Here is a 16764-nt window from a genome sequence, read left to right on the forward strand (position 1 = left end):
CGATTGGCTTAGAAGTCGTAGGCCAGCTTGGTGTACCAGTAGCCACCGCCGGGGTAGAACGGCGGGTTACCGTAGGGCGCCAGGCCCAGGTTGCTGTAGACGGCGTGCCGGTCGGGGCGCACGTCGAAGATGTTGGTGCCGCCGATGCTGACGGTGATCTGGTCGACGAAGGTGTAGCTGACGTCCAGGTCGGTGATCCATTTCGCACCGAAGCTGCGGTCGCCGGAGGGGTTTACCGCCAGGGTCTTGACCGCACCGTAGCGGCTGGTTTGCAGGTTCACTGCGAGGTCCTCGACCTTCCAGTTGGCGCCCAGGATCCATTTGGTCTTGGGCGAGGCTTGCGTGAGATCGCCTTCGCGGTCGCGGCCCACCAGGGTGACGCCGGAGTTGGCCAGCGCACTCGGGGTGTCCCGTGTGCCTTCGATAGTGGTCTTGTTCCAGTTGAAGCCCAGGCTCCAGCGCACATCGCCCCAGGCATCCAGCGGCGTGGTGTGGTCGGCGACCACGTCCAGGCCACGGGTGCGGGTATCGAAGGCGTTGGTGTAGTAGTTGACCCAGGTCCCCGAGGGCACGCCTTGGGCGGTGAGGATGCCGTTGATCACGCCGTTGCCCTGATCGTAGATATTGCTGGTCAGGGCGATGCGGTCGTCGATGTCGATCAGGTAAGCGTCGGCGGTGATGCTGGTGCGCGGTGCCGGCTGCCAGGTCAAGCCCAGCCCGAGGTTGCGTGACTTTTCCGGCTTGAGGTCATCGCCACCCAAGGCCTTGGCCAGGTTGCTGCCCGACGGGGTCAGGCGGGTCACGGCGGGCACCACGTTGCCGTTCACGTCGACGGCCACCCGGTTGTCGGCCACGGTGTAGCCGATCTGGGTCAGGGATGGCGCCCGGAAGCCGGTGCCGACGGTGCCGCGCACGGCGACGCTGTCGGTCAACTCGTAGCGCGAATTCACTTTGAGGCCGAAGGTGTTGCCCGAGTCGTCATCGTAATGTTCGATGCGCCCGGCGACGTCGAGAAACCAGCGTTCGGTCAGGTCGAAGCCCAGGTCCAGGTAGCCGGCGTAGTTGTTGCGGATCAGGCTGACTTCATCCTCCGGGCGAATCGTCACCGCCGCCTGTGCGCCCGATGCCGCCGGGTAGGTGCCGGTGATATAGGCTTCGGGGTCACCGGCGAAGGTGCTGAAATGTTCCCAGCGATGCTCCAGGCCGGCCGACACTTGCACCGGCGAGGTCAGGTTGAACAGGCTGTCGTAGCGGCGGGTGACGTCCAGGTTGTTCACCCACTGCTCGAAGCGAAAGGTCGCCAGGTTGTCGAACCTGGTCGGCGAGGCGGTGCCCAGGGACGGGTTGATATTCAGGTCGCTGGAATGGTGGACGTTGTTGCGTCCGTAGGTGGTGCTCAGGTCCCAGTTCCACTCGGCCGCCTGGCCCTTGCCGCCGAACAGCAGTTGGTAGTCGCGGTCCTTGATGTTGTTCAGCGGGTAGTAGCCGTCGGGGAACACCTCGGGCACGGCGGCCCGGCCGGTCGGCAGGCGGAAGTAGTTGGCGGCCTCGGCATCGCGCTCGCCGTAGGTTGAGAACGAGTAGAGCGTCAGGTCTTCCAGGGGCAGTTCGGTGTTGTAGGCGAGGTTGAAGGCCTTCAGGTCGGGGTCGCCGTTCTTGATTGCCACGCGGTCCCAGGCCGCTTCCCTGGCCGGGTCGTTGAAGGCGCGTACGCTGCTGTCGGCCTTGTCGTTCCACGCGGCCTCGCCGCGTTTGCGGGCGTCGGCGGAGAGGTGGAAAAAGCCGCCGTCGCCCAGCTTGAAACCCTGGTCGCCGGCCACCTTGATCGTCTCACCCTGGCCGGAAAACAACTGGCCGTAGCTGGTTTCCAGATGCCCGCCGCTGTTGCCGGTCTTGAGGATGATATTGATCACCCCGGCCACGGCATCGGAACCGTACTGGGCCGCCGCGCTGTCTTTAAGCACCTCGATGTGGTCCACCGAACTGACCGGGATCAGGTCGATGTCCACCGCATTGGCGCCGCTGTTGTCGATCGACCCGCGCTGGCCGGTGGCGCCGTTGTGCCGGCGTTTGCCGTTGACCAGCACCAGGGTATAGGCCGGGCCGAGGCTGCGGTTGCTCAGCGGACGCGTCACCGAGTTGTAGCCGGCGATATTGGTGCCGAAGTTGAACGACGGCAGCAGCTTGGCAATCGCCTCGGACAACTCGGCGCGCCCGGTCTTGAGCAACTGTTCGCTGTTGATCACGTCAATCGGTGCCGGGCTGTCGGCCACGGTGCGTTGCTGGCCACGCAAACCGGTGGAGATCACGGTCACCGTATCGAGCTTGGCCTCGTCGGCGGCGGCTTCGGCGAAGGAGGGCGCGCCGGCCAGCAGCAGGGAACTGGTCAGCAGTGACAGGTGGAATCTTCTGCGGGGTAGGGGGGCGGCGATGTCTGGCATGTCGGGAAGGGTCCATGTAAGCCTGCTGAAGGCTCCTGGTGATCGGGGGTACGTCCTCCGCCAGGCATGGGGTCGGTGTGTGGAATGAAGATATCCCTATAAAAAACCGTGGGGAAAGTCTTTTTTGGAATAAGCTAATTATTAGATATTGTTATCTTGTAAATTTATAAGATCATCTATTTTTATTATGTGTAGGGCCTTGGCGTGGGTTGAGTGTTCGACATCCAAAACATCGACGTGGGGTGGCATGCCTGAGGTCGGCGTGAGGATTCCCTGCGGCTGAACGTAAATCTTTAGTCTGGCTGGCGCCGGCCGTAAATGAGACTACGATAGTCTCCATCAAGTGCCGGGCAACGCTATCCATAGGGTGTTGTTTTTGTGGGCACCCGTTGGGCATACATTCAATTGACTGGTTCGGTTACCGGCTTCGCCAGATACCCAGGCTTTTATGGGCCGAACCAGCAACAACTTTTGAAGTATTTACGGTGGGGTCTTCATCGTAAGCGTGGACGTATGCAGGAGCGGTAATGGCAGTCAAGGAAGTGCTGCAAACCCTTAAAGGCGTATTTGCCTGCCTGTCGGGTGCGGTTGTGGTCCTGGATCGATCTGCACGGGTCGTGTTGGGCAACCCTGCGTTTTCAACGTTGCAGTGTCAGAACGGCGTCTCTCCTGAGGCAAACACCGAGTTTCTCTCCTTGCTGCGCCCGCAGGACAGCCAGCTTTTTTATGCGGCGCTGGAAAAGGCCGATGGGCAATCCCGGGTGTGTTTCGAGGCGACCGCGAGGCAGTCCGGCCGGTTGAACCTGTCGATGACACCGTGGCGCGACGACTATTTTATTGTTGAAATCCTTCCCCTGCCTGGGCCCCCAACCGCGCATTCCCACAGCGAGCGCTTCTCCGAGATCCCCCTTGAAGCCATTTTCGATTCCTCCGGCACTGGCTTGGCCCTCGTGTCACTGGACGGTCGTTGGCTGAGGGCCAATAGCGTCATTTGCAGGCTGCTTGGCTACAGCGAGGCACAGCTGCAAAACACCACGTTCATGGCCTTGACCCACCCCGAAGACCGCGAAGTGGGCAAGCAGCTGATAGAAGAGTTGAAGGGCGGTGCACGGCAGGGCGCTACCTTGCATAAACGCTACATCCACCACGACGGCCAGGTTGTCTGGGTGCGCCTGACCGTGGGGCTGGTGCGGGACGACCAGGGGCAGCCGATCTGTTTTGTCTCCCAACTGGAAGACATCACCGAGAACTGGCAGCTTCGCGAAACCTTGCTGGGCAGCGAGCTGAAATTCCTCACCCTGGCGGAGAATTCCCCCAACATCATTGTTCGCTACGATCGCAACCTGTTGCGTACGTACGTCAACCCGACGTTCCTGCTCTTGACCGGCATGTCTTATGACGAGGCCATAGGCGCCAGCCCCAGGGAGCAGCCCGGCGATTACCTCGACCATCTGCGTCATGTGGCATCCACAGGCGAGACCGCTCAATTCCTCAACAGTTGGCCGGCCGGCCCCGGTGGTGAAGCGGTGAGTTGTGTCGTCAGCCTGATGGCTGAACGCAGCCCATCCGGTGAGGTGGCAGGCGTGCTGGCACTGGCCCACGACATCACTGAGTTGCGCAAACAGCAAGTGCTTGAGGACGCACGTCTGCGCATCTTCGAAACAATGGCCACGGGCGCCTCACTGGACGAAACCCTGGGGTTGCTGGTGAGCTATCTTCAACTGGCCTTGCCTCACTGTTCCTGTGGCGTAGTGCTTGCTGAACCGCAAAGCCTCGATTCGTCGGTATCCAAGCCTTCTTCCGCCTGCTGGTACGAGCCCATCCTCGACAATCAGGGGCAGACCCTTGGGGCTTTCGCGTTGTCGCGCTCGCCCGGCTCTGCGCTGGATGAGAGCGACCTGCAGCGCGTGCGCCAGACCTGCCACATTGCCGCGATTGCCATTGAACGCTGGCGCTCCGAATCCTTGCTCAGGGAGCGCGAGCGCCGCTACCGGGATATTTTCGACCATACCCTGGACATGTTGTGCCTGCTGGAAGCAGCGCCACGGGGTGAGCTGCGTTGTGTCGAGGTCAATCCGGCCCTGTTGCAGGTACTTGGGAAACCCCATGGCGAGGTTATTGGCGAGGCGCTGGCGTCGATCTTTGGCCGGCTCAACGCGGAAAAAATCCAGGCCCTTCATGACCAATGCGGGGCCGCCGAACGGGTGGTGGAGTCAGAGGAGGGCATGGTGCTGCGCAACGAAGTGCGCAACCTGCACTTTACCCTGGTGCCAGTCGCCGACTCGGGCAGCTTGGGCCCGCGGGTCTTGGTGATCGGTCGTGATGTGACCCATTTGACCCGGGCCCGACAGAAAGAACTGGAACGCCAGCACGACATCAACGCCCTGGTGGAAAACAGCCCGGACGCCGTCGCTCGCTTGAGTGTTCTCGGGGAGGTGCTTTACGTCAATGCGCAGTTGCGAAAATGGGTGGGCGGGGCCTGGCCGGAACTGATGGGCATGCCCATGGATGAAGTGGTGCCCCTGAACGCCCAGTCCCAGCTTTTTCGAGAATTGGTGGCCCAGGTGATTCGCCAGAATAAAGCCACGGAACAGGAGTTCTTATTGTCGGGTTTGAAAACCGCGCCCAAGGTGGTGTTGATCCACTTTGTTCCCGAGGTCGACGGCCAGCGCGTTGTCAGCGTGCTGGCCGTCGGGCGCGATATTTCCAAGCTGCGCGCGGCGGAGCGGCGCCTGGCCAATTCCAACGCACAATTACGCGACCTATCGACCCGCCGGGAAACGGCGCGGGAAGAGGAGCGCAAACTGATTGCCAGGGAGATCCATGACGAACTGGGCCAGCACCTGACGGCGCTGCGCATGGGCATCTCGTTGCTGAGGTTTCAGTTCGGCGCCGATACGCCTGAGCTCACCCCTCAGGTCGAGCGCTTGATGGGGCTGACCGACAAGACCATCCAGGTCGTGCGCAATGTGTCCACGAGCCTGCGCCCCTCCGCGCTGAACCTGGGGCTGGTGTCCGGTCTTGAATGGCTGACAGCCGAATTCGTCACCCTGACCCAGGTTCCCTGTGCGTTGAACCTGCCGCTGATTCCCCTGACCCTTCCGGATACCCACGTGACCGCAGCGTTTCGCATCGTGCAGGAATCGCTGACCAATATCGCGCGTTATGCCCAAGCGACGCAGGTCAGCGTCACCCTGAGCCCGCAGGAGACGCACTGGGTGCTCGAGGTCCAGGATAACGGCAAGGGCTTTGACCCCGATGCCGTCGGCCGCCAGACCCTGGGCTTGGCCGGCATGCGTGAGCGCGGCCTGATGCTGGGCGGCAAAGTGATCATTTTCAGTCATCCTGGGCAGGGCACTACGGTCCAGGCGTTCATTCCGATGCACAAGGATAGGTATTGATGATTCGCATGCTGATCGCCGATGACCACACCATCATGCGCGAAGGGCTCAAGCAACTATTCTCGCTGGTCGCCGACGTGCAGGTGGTGGCCGAAGCCGAGAGTGGTACGCAACTGATCGAACTGTTGCGCCAAGTCGAGATCGACCTGTTGCTGCTCGACATGAATATGCCGGGTATCAGCGGCGAGATTCTGATTGCGCGCCTGCATACCCAATACCCGAAACTGCCGATTCTGGTGTTGAGCATGCATAACGAAATCCATATCGCGCAACGGGCATTACGCGCCGGTGCACTTGGCTACCTGACCAAGGACCGCGATCCCGAAACCCTGTTGGTCGCGATGCGTCGAGTGGTCAGTGGCCAACGCTACCTGGACCCCGGGCTGGCGGAACAGATCGCGCTGCAAAGCAGTGGCTTGAAGCAGCAGACCTTTGTCGAGAGTTTGTCCGATCGCGAGTTCCAGATCCTGCGCCTGCTGGCGCACGGTATGAGCGTCAACCAGATCGCCGAGCAGTTGGTCATCAGTAACAAGACGGTCAGCACCCACAAGACCCGGCTGATGGAAAAAATGGGGTTTTCCTCCACCGCAGACATTGTGCGCTTCGCCATGACCCTGGGTATTTCGTGAAGCGTGTACGGGGGTAGGGATTTTCCTAGGCGGTTTTCCAGGATCCCTACCCCAGAATAGGGATGCTCCGATGGTGGCAGTGCCATTATCGGGCCAGTATCTCTTTCAAGCAGTCGAATGACCGGTCAGGTCGTGACGACATGCCTTGACAGGGAGACAAACCGTGAGCGCACCGACACCACCCCCTTCCGCTGCTTTGACCCTGTTTCCGGTTGCGTTCGCGGGTCTGCTGGGCGGGCTTGCGATTGCCTGGAGCGAGCGCTTCAGCATGGTGTCGCTGGCCGCTGGTGGCGCCTTGTTTACGTTGTGTATCGGCATGGGCCTGTGGGCAAACAGCAGGTGCCGGGCGCAGTGGCGTGGCCTGCAACAGCAGCTCGATCAACCGGCATCCATTGCTCCGACGCTGGCCGTCGATAACGGCCTGGCACAGGTGTGCGTCAGCGTGCTGCCGATCTGGTCGCGGCAGATAGAAGCGGCGCGTTCGATCAGTGAAACCTCGATTCTCAGCCTCAGCGAGCGTTTTGGCGCGCTGTCATCCAACATCAGCCACAGCGTCTCCAGCAATGGCGGCCAGGACGCTTCGCAACAATTGGTCGACTTGCTGGAGGTGGGCCAGGCCGACCTCAACTCCATCGTCGTGGCCCTGCGCGCCGCGCTCACCAATAAGGAGAATGAGCTCAAGGAAGTCATGCAGCTCTCGGGCTTCACCGAGCAGCTTCAGCAGATGGCCAAGTTTGTCGGCGACATCGCCAGTCAAACCAACCTGCTTGCCCTCAACGCGGCTATCGAAGCTGCGCGAGCCGGGGAGGCGGGGCGAGGGTTTGCGGTGGTCGCCGATGAAGTGCGCAAGTTGTCGAGCATGTCCGGCGAGACCGGGCGCAAGATCAGCGAAACCGTGATCACCGTCAACGCCGCCATCGCCCGTACGGTGCAGATGTCCCGCCACCACGCCGAACAAGACACCCTGACCCTCGCCGATTCGGAGCGCGTGGTGTCGGAGGTTATCGAACATTTTCGCGCAACCGCCCAGACCATTGTGCGCAACAGCCATGACCTGCAGCAGCAGAGCGCCAACGTCGCCGACGAGATTGCCCAGGTGCTGGTTGCCCTGCAGTTCCAGGACCGCGTCAGCCAGATGTTGACCTTGATTACCCGCGACCTCGACAAGTTGCAGCAGCAGTTGGACGAACGTCATGAGTCGAGCCTCAGCGGACAGTCCCTGGCGCCAATGAGCAGTGACCGTTGGCTGCAGGAGCTGTCAACGGCCTACACCATGCCGGAGCAGCACGCCATTCATGGCGGTAAAGCGCCTGCCCAGGCCGCTGCCAACGAAATCACGTTTTTCTAGAGGAGTTTTTCCGATGAGCAAAACCATTCTGATCGTCGACGACTCGGCCTCCATCCGCCAGGTGGTGAGCATCACCCTCAAAGGCGCCGGTTACGACGTGATCGAAGGCTGTGATGGCAAAGACGCCCTGAGCAAACTGGACGGCCGCAAAATCCACCTGATTGTCAGCGACGTGAACATGCCCAACATGGATGGCCTCAGTTTCGTCAAGGCCGCCAAGCTGTTGCCGGCCTACAAGTTTACGCCGGTCATCATGCTGACCACCGAAGCCAGCGATGCGATGAAGCAGCAAGGCCAGGCTTCCGGTGCCAAGGCCTGGATGGTCAAGCCCTTCCAGCCTGCGCAAATGCTGACTGCCGTCTCCAAGTTGATCCTGCCATAGCGATGACCAGCGACCGCTGGCCAGGAGGTTTGCATGAAAAGCTCCGTCCCGATGCTACGTCGAATCCAGGTCATGGAGGGCCCCTTGACGATCTACACGGCTGCCGAGCAAAAGGACGTGCTGTTGTCGTTGTTTCCCCTGGCCCATGAAGTCGAGTTGGACCTGTCCAGTGTCGATGAACTCGACAGTGCCGGTTTGCAGCTGTTGATCCTCATCAAGCGCGAGTCTCTCAAGGAGGGCACCCAGCTGTTGCTGAGCAACCCCAGTTCGACGGTGAGCGAAGCCTTTCGCCTCAGCGGCCTTGACGACTACTTCACCAATGCGAGTTTCACCCAGTCGGTCGGAGCGTAAGCGTATGAACATGGATGACGTGCTGCAGACGTTCATTGCCGAAAGTCGCGAGCTTCTGTTGCAAATGGAAGATGCGCTGCTGCAGATCGAGAAGTCGCCCCAGGACCTGGACACCATCAACGGCCTGTTCCGCGTGGCCCACACCATCAAGGGGTCGGCCGGCCTGTTTGGCTTGATGCCGATCGTTGAGTTCACCCATGTCGCCGAAAGCGTGCTGGACCGGGTGCGCAGCCTGGAAGTGCGCGTCGACGAGGCGTTGAGTGCGTTGTTCCTCGACGCCCGTGACCATATCGGCCAATTGATCGACCTGCTGGCCGAGGACGGCAACCTGGATCGCCTGGACGAACCGGTGCGGGCTCAGGGTCAATCTATCATTGAGCGGCTGTCGCTGTATCTGGACGCGGCGGTCTCGACCCCGGCGCCTACCCTTCAAGCGCCGGCGCCGGCGGATGAGCCAGGCGCCAGTCCCGGCCATTGGCATTTGTCGCTGCGCTTTGGCCCGGATGTGTTGCGCAATGGCATGGACCCCTTGGCGTTCCTGCGCTATCTGAGCACGCTGGGGCGTTTGCTGCACACCGTTACCTTGTTCGATGGGTTGCCGCCCATGACCGCCATGGACCCGGAAACCAACTACCTCGGGTTTGAACTCGCACTGGCCAGCGACGCGTCCCTGGAGGTCATCGACGGCGCCTTTGATTTTGTCCGCGAGGACGCGCTGGTTCGCATCCTTGCGCCGAATGCCACGGTGCAGGCGTGTCGGACCCATCTCGACGAGTTGCCGGAAGACAACGCCGCGCTGATCGAGCTGCTGGTGCGTTGCGGCACACTGACCGAGGCCCAGGCCTTGCTCGTGACCCAGGACGCCGAGCAGGCACCGGTCGAAACGCGCAGCGAGCCTGATGTCCAGGATTCGACAACGCCGCCGGTCAAGGCCGGCAAAAGCGCGGCGAGTAACGAAGGCAACCTGATTCGGGTCGATGCCGCCAAGCTGGACCAACTGATCAACCTGGTCGGCGAGCTGATCATTGCCGGTGCCGGCGCCAACCTGGTGGCGGTACGCAGTGGGATTGGCGAGATGATCGAAGCCACCAGCCTGTTATCGCGGCTGGTCGAGGAAGTACGCGACTCGGCGCTGACCCTGCGCATGGTGCAGATCGGCGCAACCTTCACGCGGTTCCAGCGGGTGGTGCGGGACGTCTCAAAAGAGTTGGGCAAGGACATCGTGCTGCACATCGGCGGCGGTGAGACCGAGCTGGACAAGACCGTCGTCGAACGCATTGGCGACCCGCTGACCCATTTGGTGCGCAATGCCATGGACCACGGCATCGAGCCTGCGTCGACGCGCCTCCAGCGGGGCAAGCCGGCCCAGGGCACGGTACGCCTGAATGCCTATCACGAATCCGGCAGCATCGTGATCGAGGTGTCCGACGACGGCGGTGGCCTGGCCAAGGACAAGATCCTGGCCAAGGCCCGTGAGCGTGGTTTGGTGGGAGAGGGCCAGCAGCCGTCGGACAAAGACATTCTGAATCTGATTTTCGAGCCGGGATTCTCCACCGCCGACCAGGTCAGCAACCTGTCCGGGCGTGGCGTAGGCATGGACGTCGTGAAGCGCAATATCACGGCGTTACGCGGCAGCGTCAGCCTCGAGAGCGAAGTCGGGCAGGGCACCACGGTGCGCATCCGCCTGCCGCTGACGCTGGCGATCATTGACGGTTTCCTGATCGGGGTGGGCAAGGCTTCTTACGTGATTCCGCTGAACATGGTGGAGGAGTGTATCGAGCTGGCCCCTCAGCGGAGCACCGAAACCGGCTACCTGGACCTGCGGGGCGAGGTGCTGCCAATCCTGCGGCTACGCGACATGTTTGATGTGCAAGAGCCTGGAGGCAACCGGGAAAACGTGGTCGTCGTGCAATACGCAGGCTTGCGTGCCGGCCTGGTGGTCGATCGCCTGCAGGGGGAGTTCCAAACCGTGATCAAGCCACTGGGCAAAGTGTTTGGTGATGCCCATGGGCTGGGCGGGTTCACCATCCTCGGAAGTGGAGCCGTTGCGCTGATCCTGGATATCCCGAATTTGCTAGGACAGGTTGCCAAGGAAACCCCACATCGTTCGATCCCAAGCCCTTTATCGACTCATTGAAGCGTCATCAGGAGTGCCTCGCCATGACTGTTATTAGAAATATCATGTTGCTGGTTTTCACAGCCATGCTGGGTGTCTGCGTGTTGGGTGGCACCAGCCTGTACCTGGCCGGTGAAATCAATACGAGCGCCAGCTATGCCAACGTCAACACGGTGCCCAGCCTGCTGGAGATCGACCGCGCCGCCGCGGCCTTCACCGACCTGCACGCCTTGCAATGGCAACGCTTGAACGAGACCGACAAAACCAGCGTGCCGGCTTACGCGGCCAGCGTGGCGCAGGATTTCAGTGCCGTAGGCAAAGCCCTGGATCGCTATCAGGCCGAGTTGACCTCCGACGAGCACGATACGGCGTTGTTGAAACAACTGCGCGGCCACTTGGCTGAGTTTGCGGCGTTGCAGACGCACTTCGACAAGCTCATCGATGACGGTGACCAGGCCTCGGCCCGTGCATTGATCGAGACGAGCCAGCCCCTGCAGACCGCCGTGCTCACGGCGATCGGCGAGCTGCGTGAATACAACCTGGAACTGGGGCGCAAGGGCCAGGTGCTTGCCACCACCACCGAGAAGAACGCACGCACCCTCATCCTGCTGGTGAGCGGCCTGACCCTGGTGGCTACCCTGCTGATCGGTGTCTTGCTGGGGCGCAATCTGATGCGCCGGCTCGGGGCGGAACCTACCGTGGTGCAAGCCTATGCGGCACGTCTATCGGCTGGCGAGTTGAATGCCAAGGCAACGCTCAAGGCGGGAGACACCACCAGCCTGATGGCGAGCATGCAGCAGTTGGGCGCGAACCTGCATGAATTGATCGTGGAGATGGACCGTATGTCCAGTGAACACGACAAGGGCGAGATCGATGCACAGATCGATGCCGGCCGTTTTCATGGCAGTTACCGCTCCATGGCCCAGGGCATCAACGATATGGTCAACGGCCACATCGCGGTGAAGAAAAAAGCCATGGCCTGCATACGCGCCTTCGGTAACGGTGATCTGTCTGCGCCCCTGGAACAATTCCCCGGCAAAAAAGCCTTTATCAACGACAACATTGAGCTGTTGCGCACCAACATCCTGGCGCTGATCAATCAAATGCAGCACATGTCCAGCGAGCATGAAAAAGGTGACATTGACGTGATGATTGACGTCCAGGGCTTCTCGGGTTCGTACCGGGATATCGGCCAGGGCATCAATGACATGGTCAACGGCCATATCAACGTGAAGAAAAAGGCCATGGCCTGTATTCGCGCGTTCGGCGAAGGGGATTTGTCCGCGCCTCTGGAGCGTTTCCCCGGCAAGAAAGCCTTCATCAATGAAAACGTCGAGCAACTGCGCGCCAATATCCTGGCCCTTGTGGAAGATACCAGCGAGATCAGCGACAGTGCGCTGATCGGCAAGCTGGACACCCGCCCTGACGCCGCCCGGCACCAGGGCGATTTCCGCCGCATCATCCTCGGTATCAACGGTTCTCTGGACGCGATCATCGTACCGATCACCGAGGCCATGGAGGTGCTGTCGGCGATGGCCGCCGGCGACCTGACCCGCAGCATTACCGGCGACTACCAGGGCAAGTTCCTGGAGCTGAAGCACTCGGTCAATGGCACCGTGGAAAAACTCTCGGAAATCATCGGCGAAGTGCGCGGCTCGGCGGACTCGCTGTCGAGCGCTTCGGAAGAGATCTCCGCCACCGCCCAAAGCATGGCCCAGTCGGCTTCCGAGCAGGCGGCATCGGTCGAACAGACCTCGGCGTCGATGGAGCAAATGTCAGCGTCCATTTCCCAGAACACCGAAAATGCCAAGGTCACCGACGGCATGGCGGGCAAAGCCAACAAGGAAGCGTCGGAAGGCGGTCGAGCCGTGAAGGACACCGTGGCGGCGATGAAAACCATCGCCGAAAAAATCGGCATCGTCGATTCCATTGCCTACCAGACCAACTTGCTGGCGCTCAACGCGGCGATCGAAGCGGCACGGGCCGGCGAGCACGGCAAAGGCTTTGCGGTGGTCGCGGCCGAAGTGCGCAAACTGGCGGAACGCAGCCAGATTGCCGCACAGGAAATCAGTGAAGTGGCCAAGAACAGCGTGGCCCTGGCCGAACGGGCGGGCAACCTGCTGGACGAGATTGTGCCGTCGATTGCCAAGACCTCCGACCTGGTGCAGGAAATTGCGGCTGCCTCGGAAGAACAATCCATCGGTTCCGAACAAATCAACAGCGCGATGTCGCAGATGAGCCAACTGACCCAGCAAAACGCGTCGGCCTCCGAGGAACTGGCGGCGACGGCCGAGGAAATGAGTGGCCAGGCCGAGCAGTTGCAGGAACTCATGGGGTTTTTCACCGTGCAAAGCAAACGTGCCGGGCGCAATGTCTCGATGCCCCAGATCAGCCGAGCCATGTCCACCCAGGACCTGGACAGTCGCTCCTCGGACGGCGGTTTCGTCCGCTTCGGGAGTTGACCCATGGGCACCTCAGCGGTCATGCAGGGCGCTGTCGAACCTGTGTCGCCAGTGGATGAACCCTTGCAGTACCTGACCTTCCTGGCGGCCGAGGAGATGTACGCGGTCAATACCCTGAGCGTTCGTGAAATCATCGAATACAACCAGGTGACCAGCGTACCGATGATGCCGGAATTCCTGCGGGGGGTTATCAACCTGCGCGGCTCGGTAGTGCCGGTCGTGGACCTCAAGGCGCGTTTCGGCAAGGGCACGACGGTACTGGGCAGTCGCACCTGCATCGTCATCCTTGAGGCGGCGAAGGAGGGCGAATCCCAGGTCTTGGGGGTGGTGGTGGACTCGGTCAGCGAAGTGATCGAGATACTCGAGATCGATATCAAGCCCGCTCCGGCGTTCGGCAATCACATTCGCACCGACTTCATCGGGGGGATGACCAAGGTGCGAGGCGAGTTCGTCACGCTCCTGCAGATCGAGCATGTGCTGTGTGTCGATGAGATAGCCGGCCTGATCTCTGTATAGGTATCTCAACGCTGAACCCCCGGCGGATAGGGCTGTTGTGGTGAGCGGGCTTGTCCCGCGCCGGGGTGCGAAGCGCCCCTGATGAAGACGAAAACGTATTTGAACCGAGGTGAATCATGGCCCCACCCATCGACAGTCCAGGCAATGCCAGCGTCTCGAGCCCGAGCCAGTACCTTACCTTTGTGCTGGGGGAGGAGATGTTCGCCGTGGGCACGCTCAACGTTCGGGAAATCATCGAATACGGGCCGATCACCAGCGTGCCGTTGCTGCCTCCCAGCATACGCGGGGTGATTAACCTGCGCGGCGCGGCGGTGCCCGTGCTCGACCTGGGGGTGCGCTTCCGTGGCGAACGCACGGTGCAGACTCCAAGGACCTGCTTTGTGATCCTTGAGGTACAGGCCAATGCCCAGCGCAAGCCGGTGGGCATCATTGTCGATGCGGTCAGCGAGGTCCTGGAAATCGCCGACCAGGACATCGAACCCTCGTTGAATTTCGGCACCGATGTCAGGGCCGACTTTTTACTGGGCATCGGCAAACTGGAGAGCGGTTTCGTGCTGTTGCTGGACATCGGTCGCGTGTTGTCCCTGGAACAGGTCGATGCGCTGGCCAACCTTGAGTCTTCGCTACCTTCGATCGCCTGAACAGGCTGGGGAATGTCCTGATGAACGTGATCCTCTCTGACGCCGAGTTCGTGCAGTTTCGTGACCTCATTTATCAAATCGCCGGCATCAGCCTGTCCGACGCCAAGAAACAGTTGGTGAGCGCTCGCCTGGCCAAGCGGCTGCAAGTGTTCAAGCTCAATACCTACGGTGCGTACTACAAGGTGTTGATGAAGGACAGCGTGGAGTTGCAGGTCGCGGTGGACATGCTGACCACCAACGAAACCTACTTTTTTCGTGAGCCCAAGCATTTTGACTTCCTGCGCGATGTCGCGTTGCCCGAGCTGCGCGGCAGCGGGCCGTTGCGCATATGGAGTGGCGCCTGCTCGACCGGCGAAGAACCCTACACCCTGGCAATGGTGTTGGCAGACAACCTCGCCGGCCGGCCCTGGGAGATTGTCGCGTCGGACATCAGCAGCCGGGTATTGGAAAAAGCCCGCCTTGGGCGTTATCCCCTCGACGGCATACGCGGCATCCCCGAGGCGCTGTTGAACAAGTATTGCCTCAAGGGCGTGGGCGCCAACCACGGTTGTTTCATGGTCGACCCGGCGCTGGCGGCGAAGATCGATTTCCAGTCGATCAATCTGAATAACCCGCTGCCGAAACTGGGGATGTTCGATGTGATCTTCCTGCGCAATGTGATGATCTATTTTGACAACGACACCAAAGTGCAGGTGGTCAAGCGCCTGGTCAGCCACCTCAAGCCGGGCGGGTACTTTCTGGTCAGCCATTCGGAGAGCCTCAACGGCATCACCGATCAGCTGCGGCTGGTCAAGCCTTCCATCTACCGGAGGCCGCATGCCTGACAGTCGACCGCCCAACGAGGTGTTTCTGAATCCCGGCGATTGGTTTTTCGGCTCGGGTGCGATTCGCCTGCGTACGGTGCTGGGATCGTGTGTTGCATTAGTGTTCTGGCATCCCCGGCGCTTGCTGGGGGGCATGTGTCACTACCTGCTGCCACAGCGCGCCGTGACCAAACAGGGCGTCCTGGATGGTCGCTACGGCAACGAAGCCTTTGAACTGTTGCTCGCTCGAATACAGTCGATCAAGGCCCTGCCGACGGAGTTCAGGATCAGCGTATTCGGCGGTGGGAACATGTTTCCCGGGCTTGTGCGCTCGGACAATGATTACGTCGGCCAGCGCAATGTCGAACAGGCCATGCGCCTGCTCGACCTGCATCAGTTGCGGTGTCAACACTTCCATGTGGAAGGCGTGGGTTATCGGACAATTGTGTTCGATCTGGCCAACGGCGAAATCGAACTCAACTACCTGGCCTTGAAGTGAACCCCCAGCAGCCCTCATGGAGAGCGTGCGACATGAGCCTTATCAAAGTGCTGATCATTGATGATTCCGCCGTGGTGCGTCAGGTGCTGACGGCGACCCTGGGGCAAGACCCCGCTATCGAGGTTATCGGCGCGGCGGCAGACCCGGTGTTCGCCATGGACAAAATGAACAAGCAATGGCCGGATGTGATTGTGTTGGACGTGGAGATGCCACGGATGGATGGCATCACGTTCCTCAAGAAGTTGATGGCCGAACATCCCACGCCCGTGGTCATCTGCTCCACGCTGACCGAAAAGGGTGCGGCCACCACCATGCAGGCGCTGGCGGCCGGCGCGGTCAGCATTGTGACCAAGCCACAACTCAACCTGCGCCAGTTTCTGACCGACAGTGCCGATGAATTGGCGGGGGCCGTCAAGGCCGCCGCGCGGGCCAATATGAAACGCATGGTGCCTTCCAGCGAGCGCGCTCCCGCCAGGCTGACGGCTGACGTCATATTGCCGGCGGGCGCCCAGGCAATGGCGCGCACCACCGAGAACATTGTCGCCATTGGTACGTCCACGGGCGGCACCCAAGCCCTGGAATTGGTATTGACCGCCTTGCCCAGGGTCTGCCCGGGCATCGTCATCGTGCAGCACATGCCCGAACACTTCACCGCCGCGTTTGCCGAGCGCCTCAATCGATTGTGCGAGATCGAGGTCAGGGAGGCGAAGAATGGTGATCGGGTTATCCCCGGTTGTGCGCTGATTGCCCCTGGTGGTCGGCACATGGTGCTCAAGCGCAGCGGTGCCCAATACCAGGTGGAAATTGTCGACGGACCTCCGGTCAGCCGGCATCGACCTTCCGTTGATGTACTGTTTCGTTCGGTGGCCCGCAGTGCCGGGAGTAACGCGCTGGGGATCATCATGACGGGGATGGGCGACGACGGCGCCCGGGGCCTGAAGGAAATGCACGACAACGGCGCCCGCACCCTGGGCCAGGACGAAGAGTCCTGCGTGGTGTATGGCATGCCCAAGGAGGCGTTCAAACTGGGGGCCGTGGAGCGTGAGTTGCCCCTTGAGCAGATATCGGCGGCGATTCTGCACTCCATGCATCAGCGCCGCTGACGGTTCGGGGTTCTGTGCTGATTGATGAGGCGTTCCGGCAATCCGTTCCGGGCCCGGCTGGCGTTTCAGTAT

At 61.0% G+C, this 16764-nt stretch carries 12 protein-coding genes and 2 pseudogenes; 13 read left to right on the forward strand and 1 reads right to left on the reverse strand.

Annotated features, from left to right (window positions below; genetic code table 11):
* Positions 1-8 precede the first annotated feature (8 nt).
* The gene (locus BLW22_RS12780; protein WP_065927716.1) at positions 9-2441 is read right to left on the reverse strand and encodes a TonB-dependent receptor plug domain-containing protein; all 2433 of its coding nucleotides are present in this window, start codon (positions 2439-2441) and stop codon (positions 9-11) included.
* Between the two features lie 527 nt (positions 2442-2968).
* Between BLW22_RS12780 and BLW22_RS12785 the strand changes: the two genes are divergently transcribed.
* The 13 genes and pseudogenes from BLW22_RS12785 to BLW22_RS12840 all read left to right on the forward strand — a co-directional run bounded on the left by BLW22_RS12785 (position 2969) and on the right by BLW22_RS12840 (position 16692).
* The gene (locus BLW22_RS12785; protein ID WP_074846636.1) at positions 2969-5842 is read left to right on the forward strand and encodes a PAS domain-containing sensor histidine kinase; all 2874 of its coding nucleotides are present in this window, start codon (positions 2969-2971) and stop codon (positions 5840-5842) included.
* The gene (locus BLW22_RS12790; protein WP_065927714.1) at positions 5842-6471 is read left to right on the forward strand and encodes a response regulator; all 630 of its coding nucleotides are present in this window, start codon (positions 5842-5844) and stop codon (positions 6469-6471) included. Before BLW22_RS12785 ends, BLW22_RS12790 begins: the two co-directional genes overlap by 1 nt.
* A 316-nt stretch (positions 6472-6787) precedes the next feature.
* Positions 6788-7819, forward strand: a complete 1032-nt coding sequence (locus BLW22_RS35585) for a methyl-accepting chemotaxis protein (protein ID WP_256098235.1) — start codon at positions 6788-6790, stop codon at positions 7817-7819.
* 13 nt (positions 7820-7832) lie between these two features.
* Positions 7833-8201, forward strand: coding sequence for a response regulator (locus BLW22_RS12800; protein ID WP_027605685.1), 369 nt, complete (start codon positions 7833-7835; stop codon positions 8199-8201).
* A 33-nt stretch (positions 8202-8234) separates the two neighbouring features.
* Positions 8235-8552 carry an STAS domain-containing protein gene (locus BLW22_RS12805; protein WP_065927713.1) on the forward strand — a complete coding sequence of 106 codons (318 nt, stop codon included), beginning with the start codon at positions 8235-8237 and terminating at the stop codon, positions 8550-8552.
* A 4-nt stretch (positions 8553-8556) separates the two neighbouring features.
* Complete coding sequence (locus tag BLW22_RS12810) at positions 8557-10689, forward strand: chemotaxis protein CheA (RefSeq protein ID WP_074846638.1); 2133 nt, start codon at positions 8557-8559, stop codon at positions 10687-10689.
* 23 nt (positions 10690-10712) lie between these two features.
* A pseudogene (locus tag BLW22_RS35325) lies at positions 10713-12230 on the forward strand (MCP four helix bundle domain-containing protein); the annotation flags it as partial.
* 63 nt (positions 12231-12293) lie between these two features.
* Positions 12294-13010: pseudogene (locus tag BLW22_RS35330) on the forward strand (methyl-accepting chemotaxis protein); the annotation flags it as partial.
* Between the two features lie 123 nt (positions 13011-13133).
* Entirely contained in the window at positions 13134-13646 is a 513-nt protein-coding gene (locus BLW22_RS12820) for a chemotaxis protein CheW (RefSeq protein WP_162844263.1), read from the forward strand.
* A gap of 116 nt (positions 13647-13762) precedes the next feature.
* On the forward strand, positions 13763-14287 hold the full coding sequence (locus tag BLW22_RS12825; protein WP_065927710.1) for a chemotaxis protein CheW: 525 nt from the start codon (positions 13763-13765) through the stop codon (positions 14285-14287).
* A 20-nt stretch (positions 14288-14307) separates the two neighbouring features.
* Positions 14308-15111, forward strand: coding sequence for a CheR family methyltransferase (locus BLW22_RS12830; protein ID WP_027605691.1), 804 nt, complete (start codon positions 14308-14310; stop codon positions 15109-15111).
* Complete coding sequence (locus BLW22_RS12835; protein WP_065948700.1) at positions 15104-15589, forward strand: chemotaxis protein CheD; 486 nt, start codon at positions 15104-15106, stop codon at positions 15587-15589. Before BLW22_RS12830 ends, BLW22_RS12835 begins: the two co-directional genes overlap by 8 nt.
* A 32-nt stretch (positions 15590-15621) precedes the next feature.
* Positions 15622-16692 carry a protein-glutamate methylesterase/protein-glutamine glutaminase gene (locus tag BLW22_RS12840; protein WP_065948701.1) on the forward strand — a complete coding sequence of 357 codons (1071 nt, stop codon included), beginning with the start codon at positions 15622-15624 and terminating at the stop codon, positions 16690-16692.
* The last annotated feature ends 72 nt before the right edge of the window (positions 16693-16764 follow it).

Source organism: Pseudomonas marginalis (assembly GCF_900105325.1).
GTDB classification, from domain to species: Bacteria; Pseudomonadota; Gammaproteobacteria; order Pseudomonadales; family Pseudomonadaceae; genus Aquipseudomonas; species Aquipseudomonas marginalis.

Coding starts and splice junctions, on each gene's coding strand:
- BLW22_RS12820 (WP_162844263.1), top strand. CDS start 13,134: ATGGGCACCTCAGCGGTCATGCAGGGCGCTGTCGAACCTGTGTCGCCA.
- BLW22_RS12825 (WP_065927710.1), top strand. CDS start 13,763: ATGGCCCCACCCATCGACAGTCCAGGCAATGCCAGCGTCTCGAGCCCG.
- BLW22_RS12780 (WP_065927716.1), bottom strand. CDS start 2,441: ATGCCAGACATCGCCGCCCCCCTACCCCGCAGAAGATTCCACCTGTCA.
- BLW22_RS35585 (WP_256098235.1), top strand. CDS start 6,788: ATGGGCCTGTGGGCAAACAGCAGGTGCCGGGCGCAGTGGCGTGGCCTG.
- BLW22_RS12830 (WP_027605691.1), top strand. CDS start 14,308: ATGAACGTGATCCTCTCTGACGCCGAGTTCGTGCAGTTTCGTGACCTC.
- BLW22_RS12835 (WP_065948700.1), top strand. CDS start 15,104: ATGCCTGACAGTCGACCGCCCAACGAGGTGTTTCTGAATCCCGGCGAT.
- BLW22_RS12840 (WP_065948701.1), top strand. CDS start 15,622: ATGAGCCTTATCAAAGTGCTGATCATTGATGATTCCGCCGTGGTGCGT.
- BLW22_RS12785 (WP_074846636.1), top strand. CDS start 2,969: ATGGCAGTCAAGGAAGTGCTGCAAACCCTTAAAGGCGTATTTGCCTGC.
- BLW22_RS12800 (WP_027605685.1), top strand. CDS start 7,833: ATGAGCAAAACCATTCTGATCGTCGACGACTCGGCCTCCATCCGCCAG.
- BLW22_RS12790 (WP_065927714.1), top strand. CDS start 5,842: ATGATTCGCATGCTGATCGCCGATGACCACACCATCATGCGCGAAGGG.
- BLW22_RS12810 (WP_074846638.1), top strand. CDS start 8,557: ATGAACATGGATGACGTGCTGCAGACGTTCATTGCCGAAAGTCGCGAG.
- BLW22_RS12805 (WP_065927713.1), top strand. CDS start 8,235: ATGAAAAGCTCCGTCCCGATGCTACGTCGAATCCAGGTCATGGAGGGC.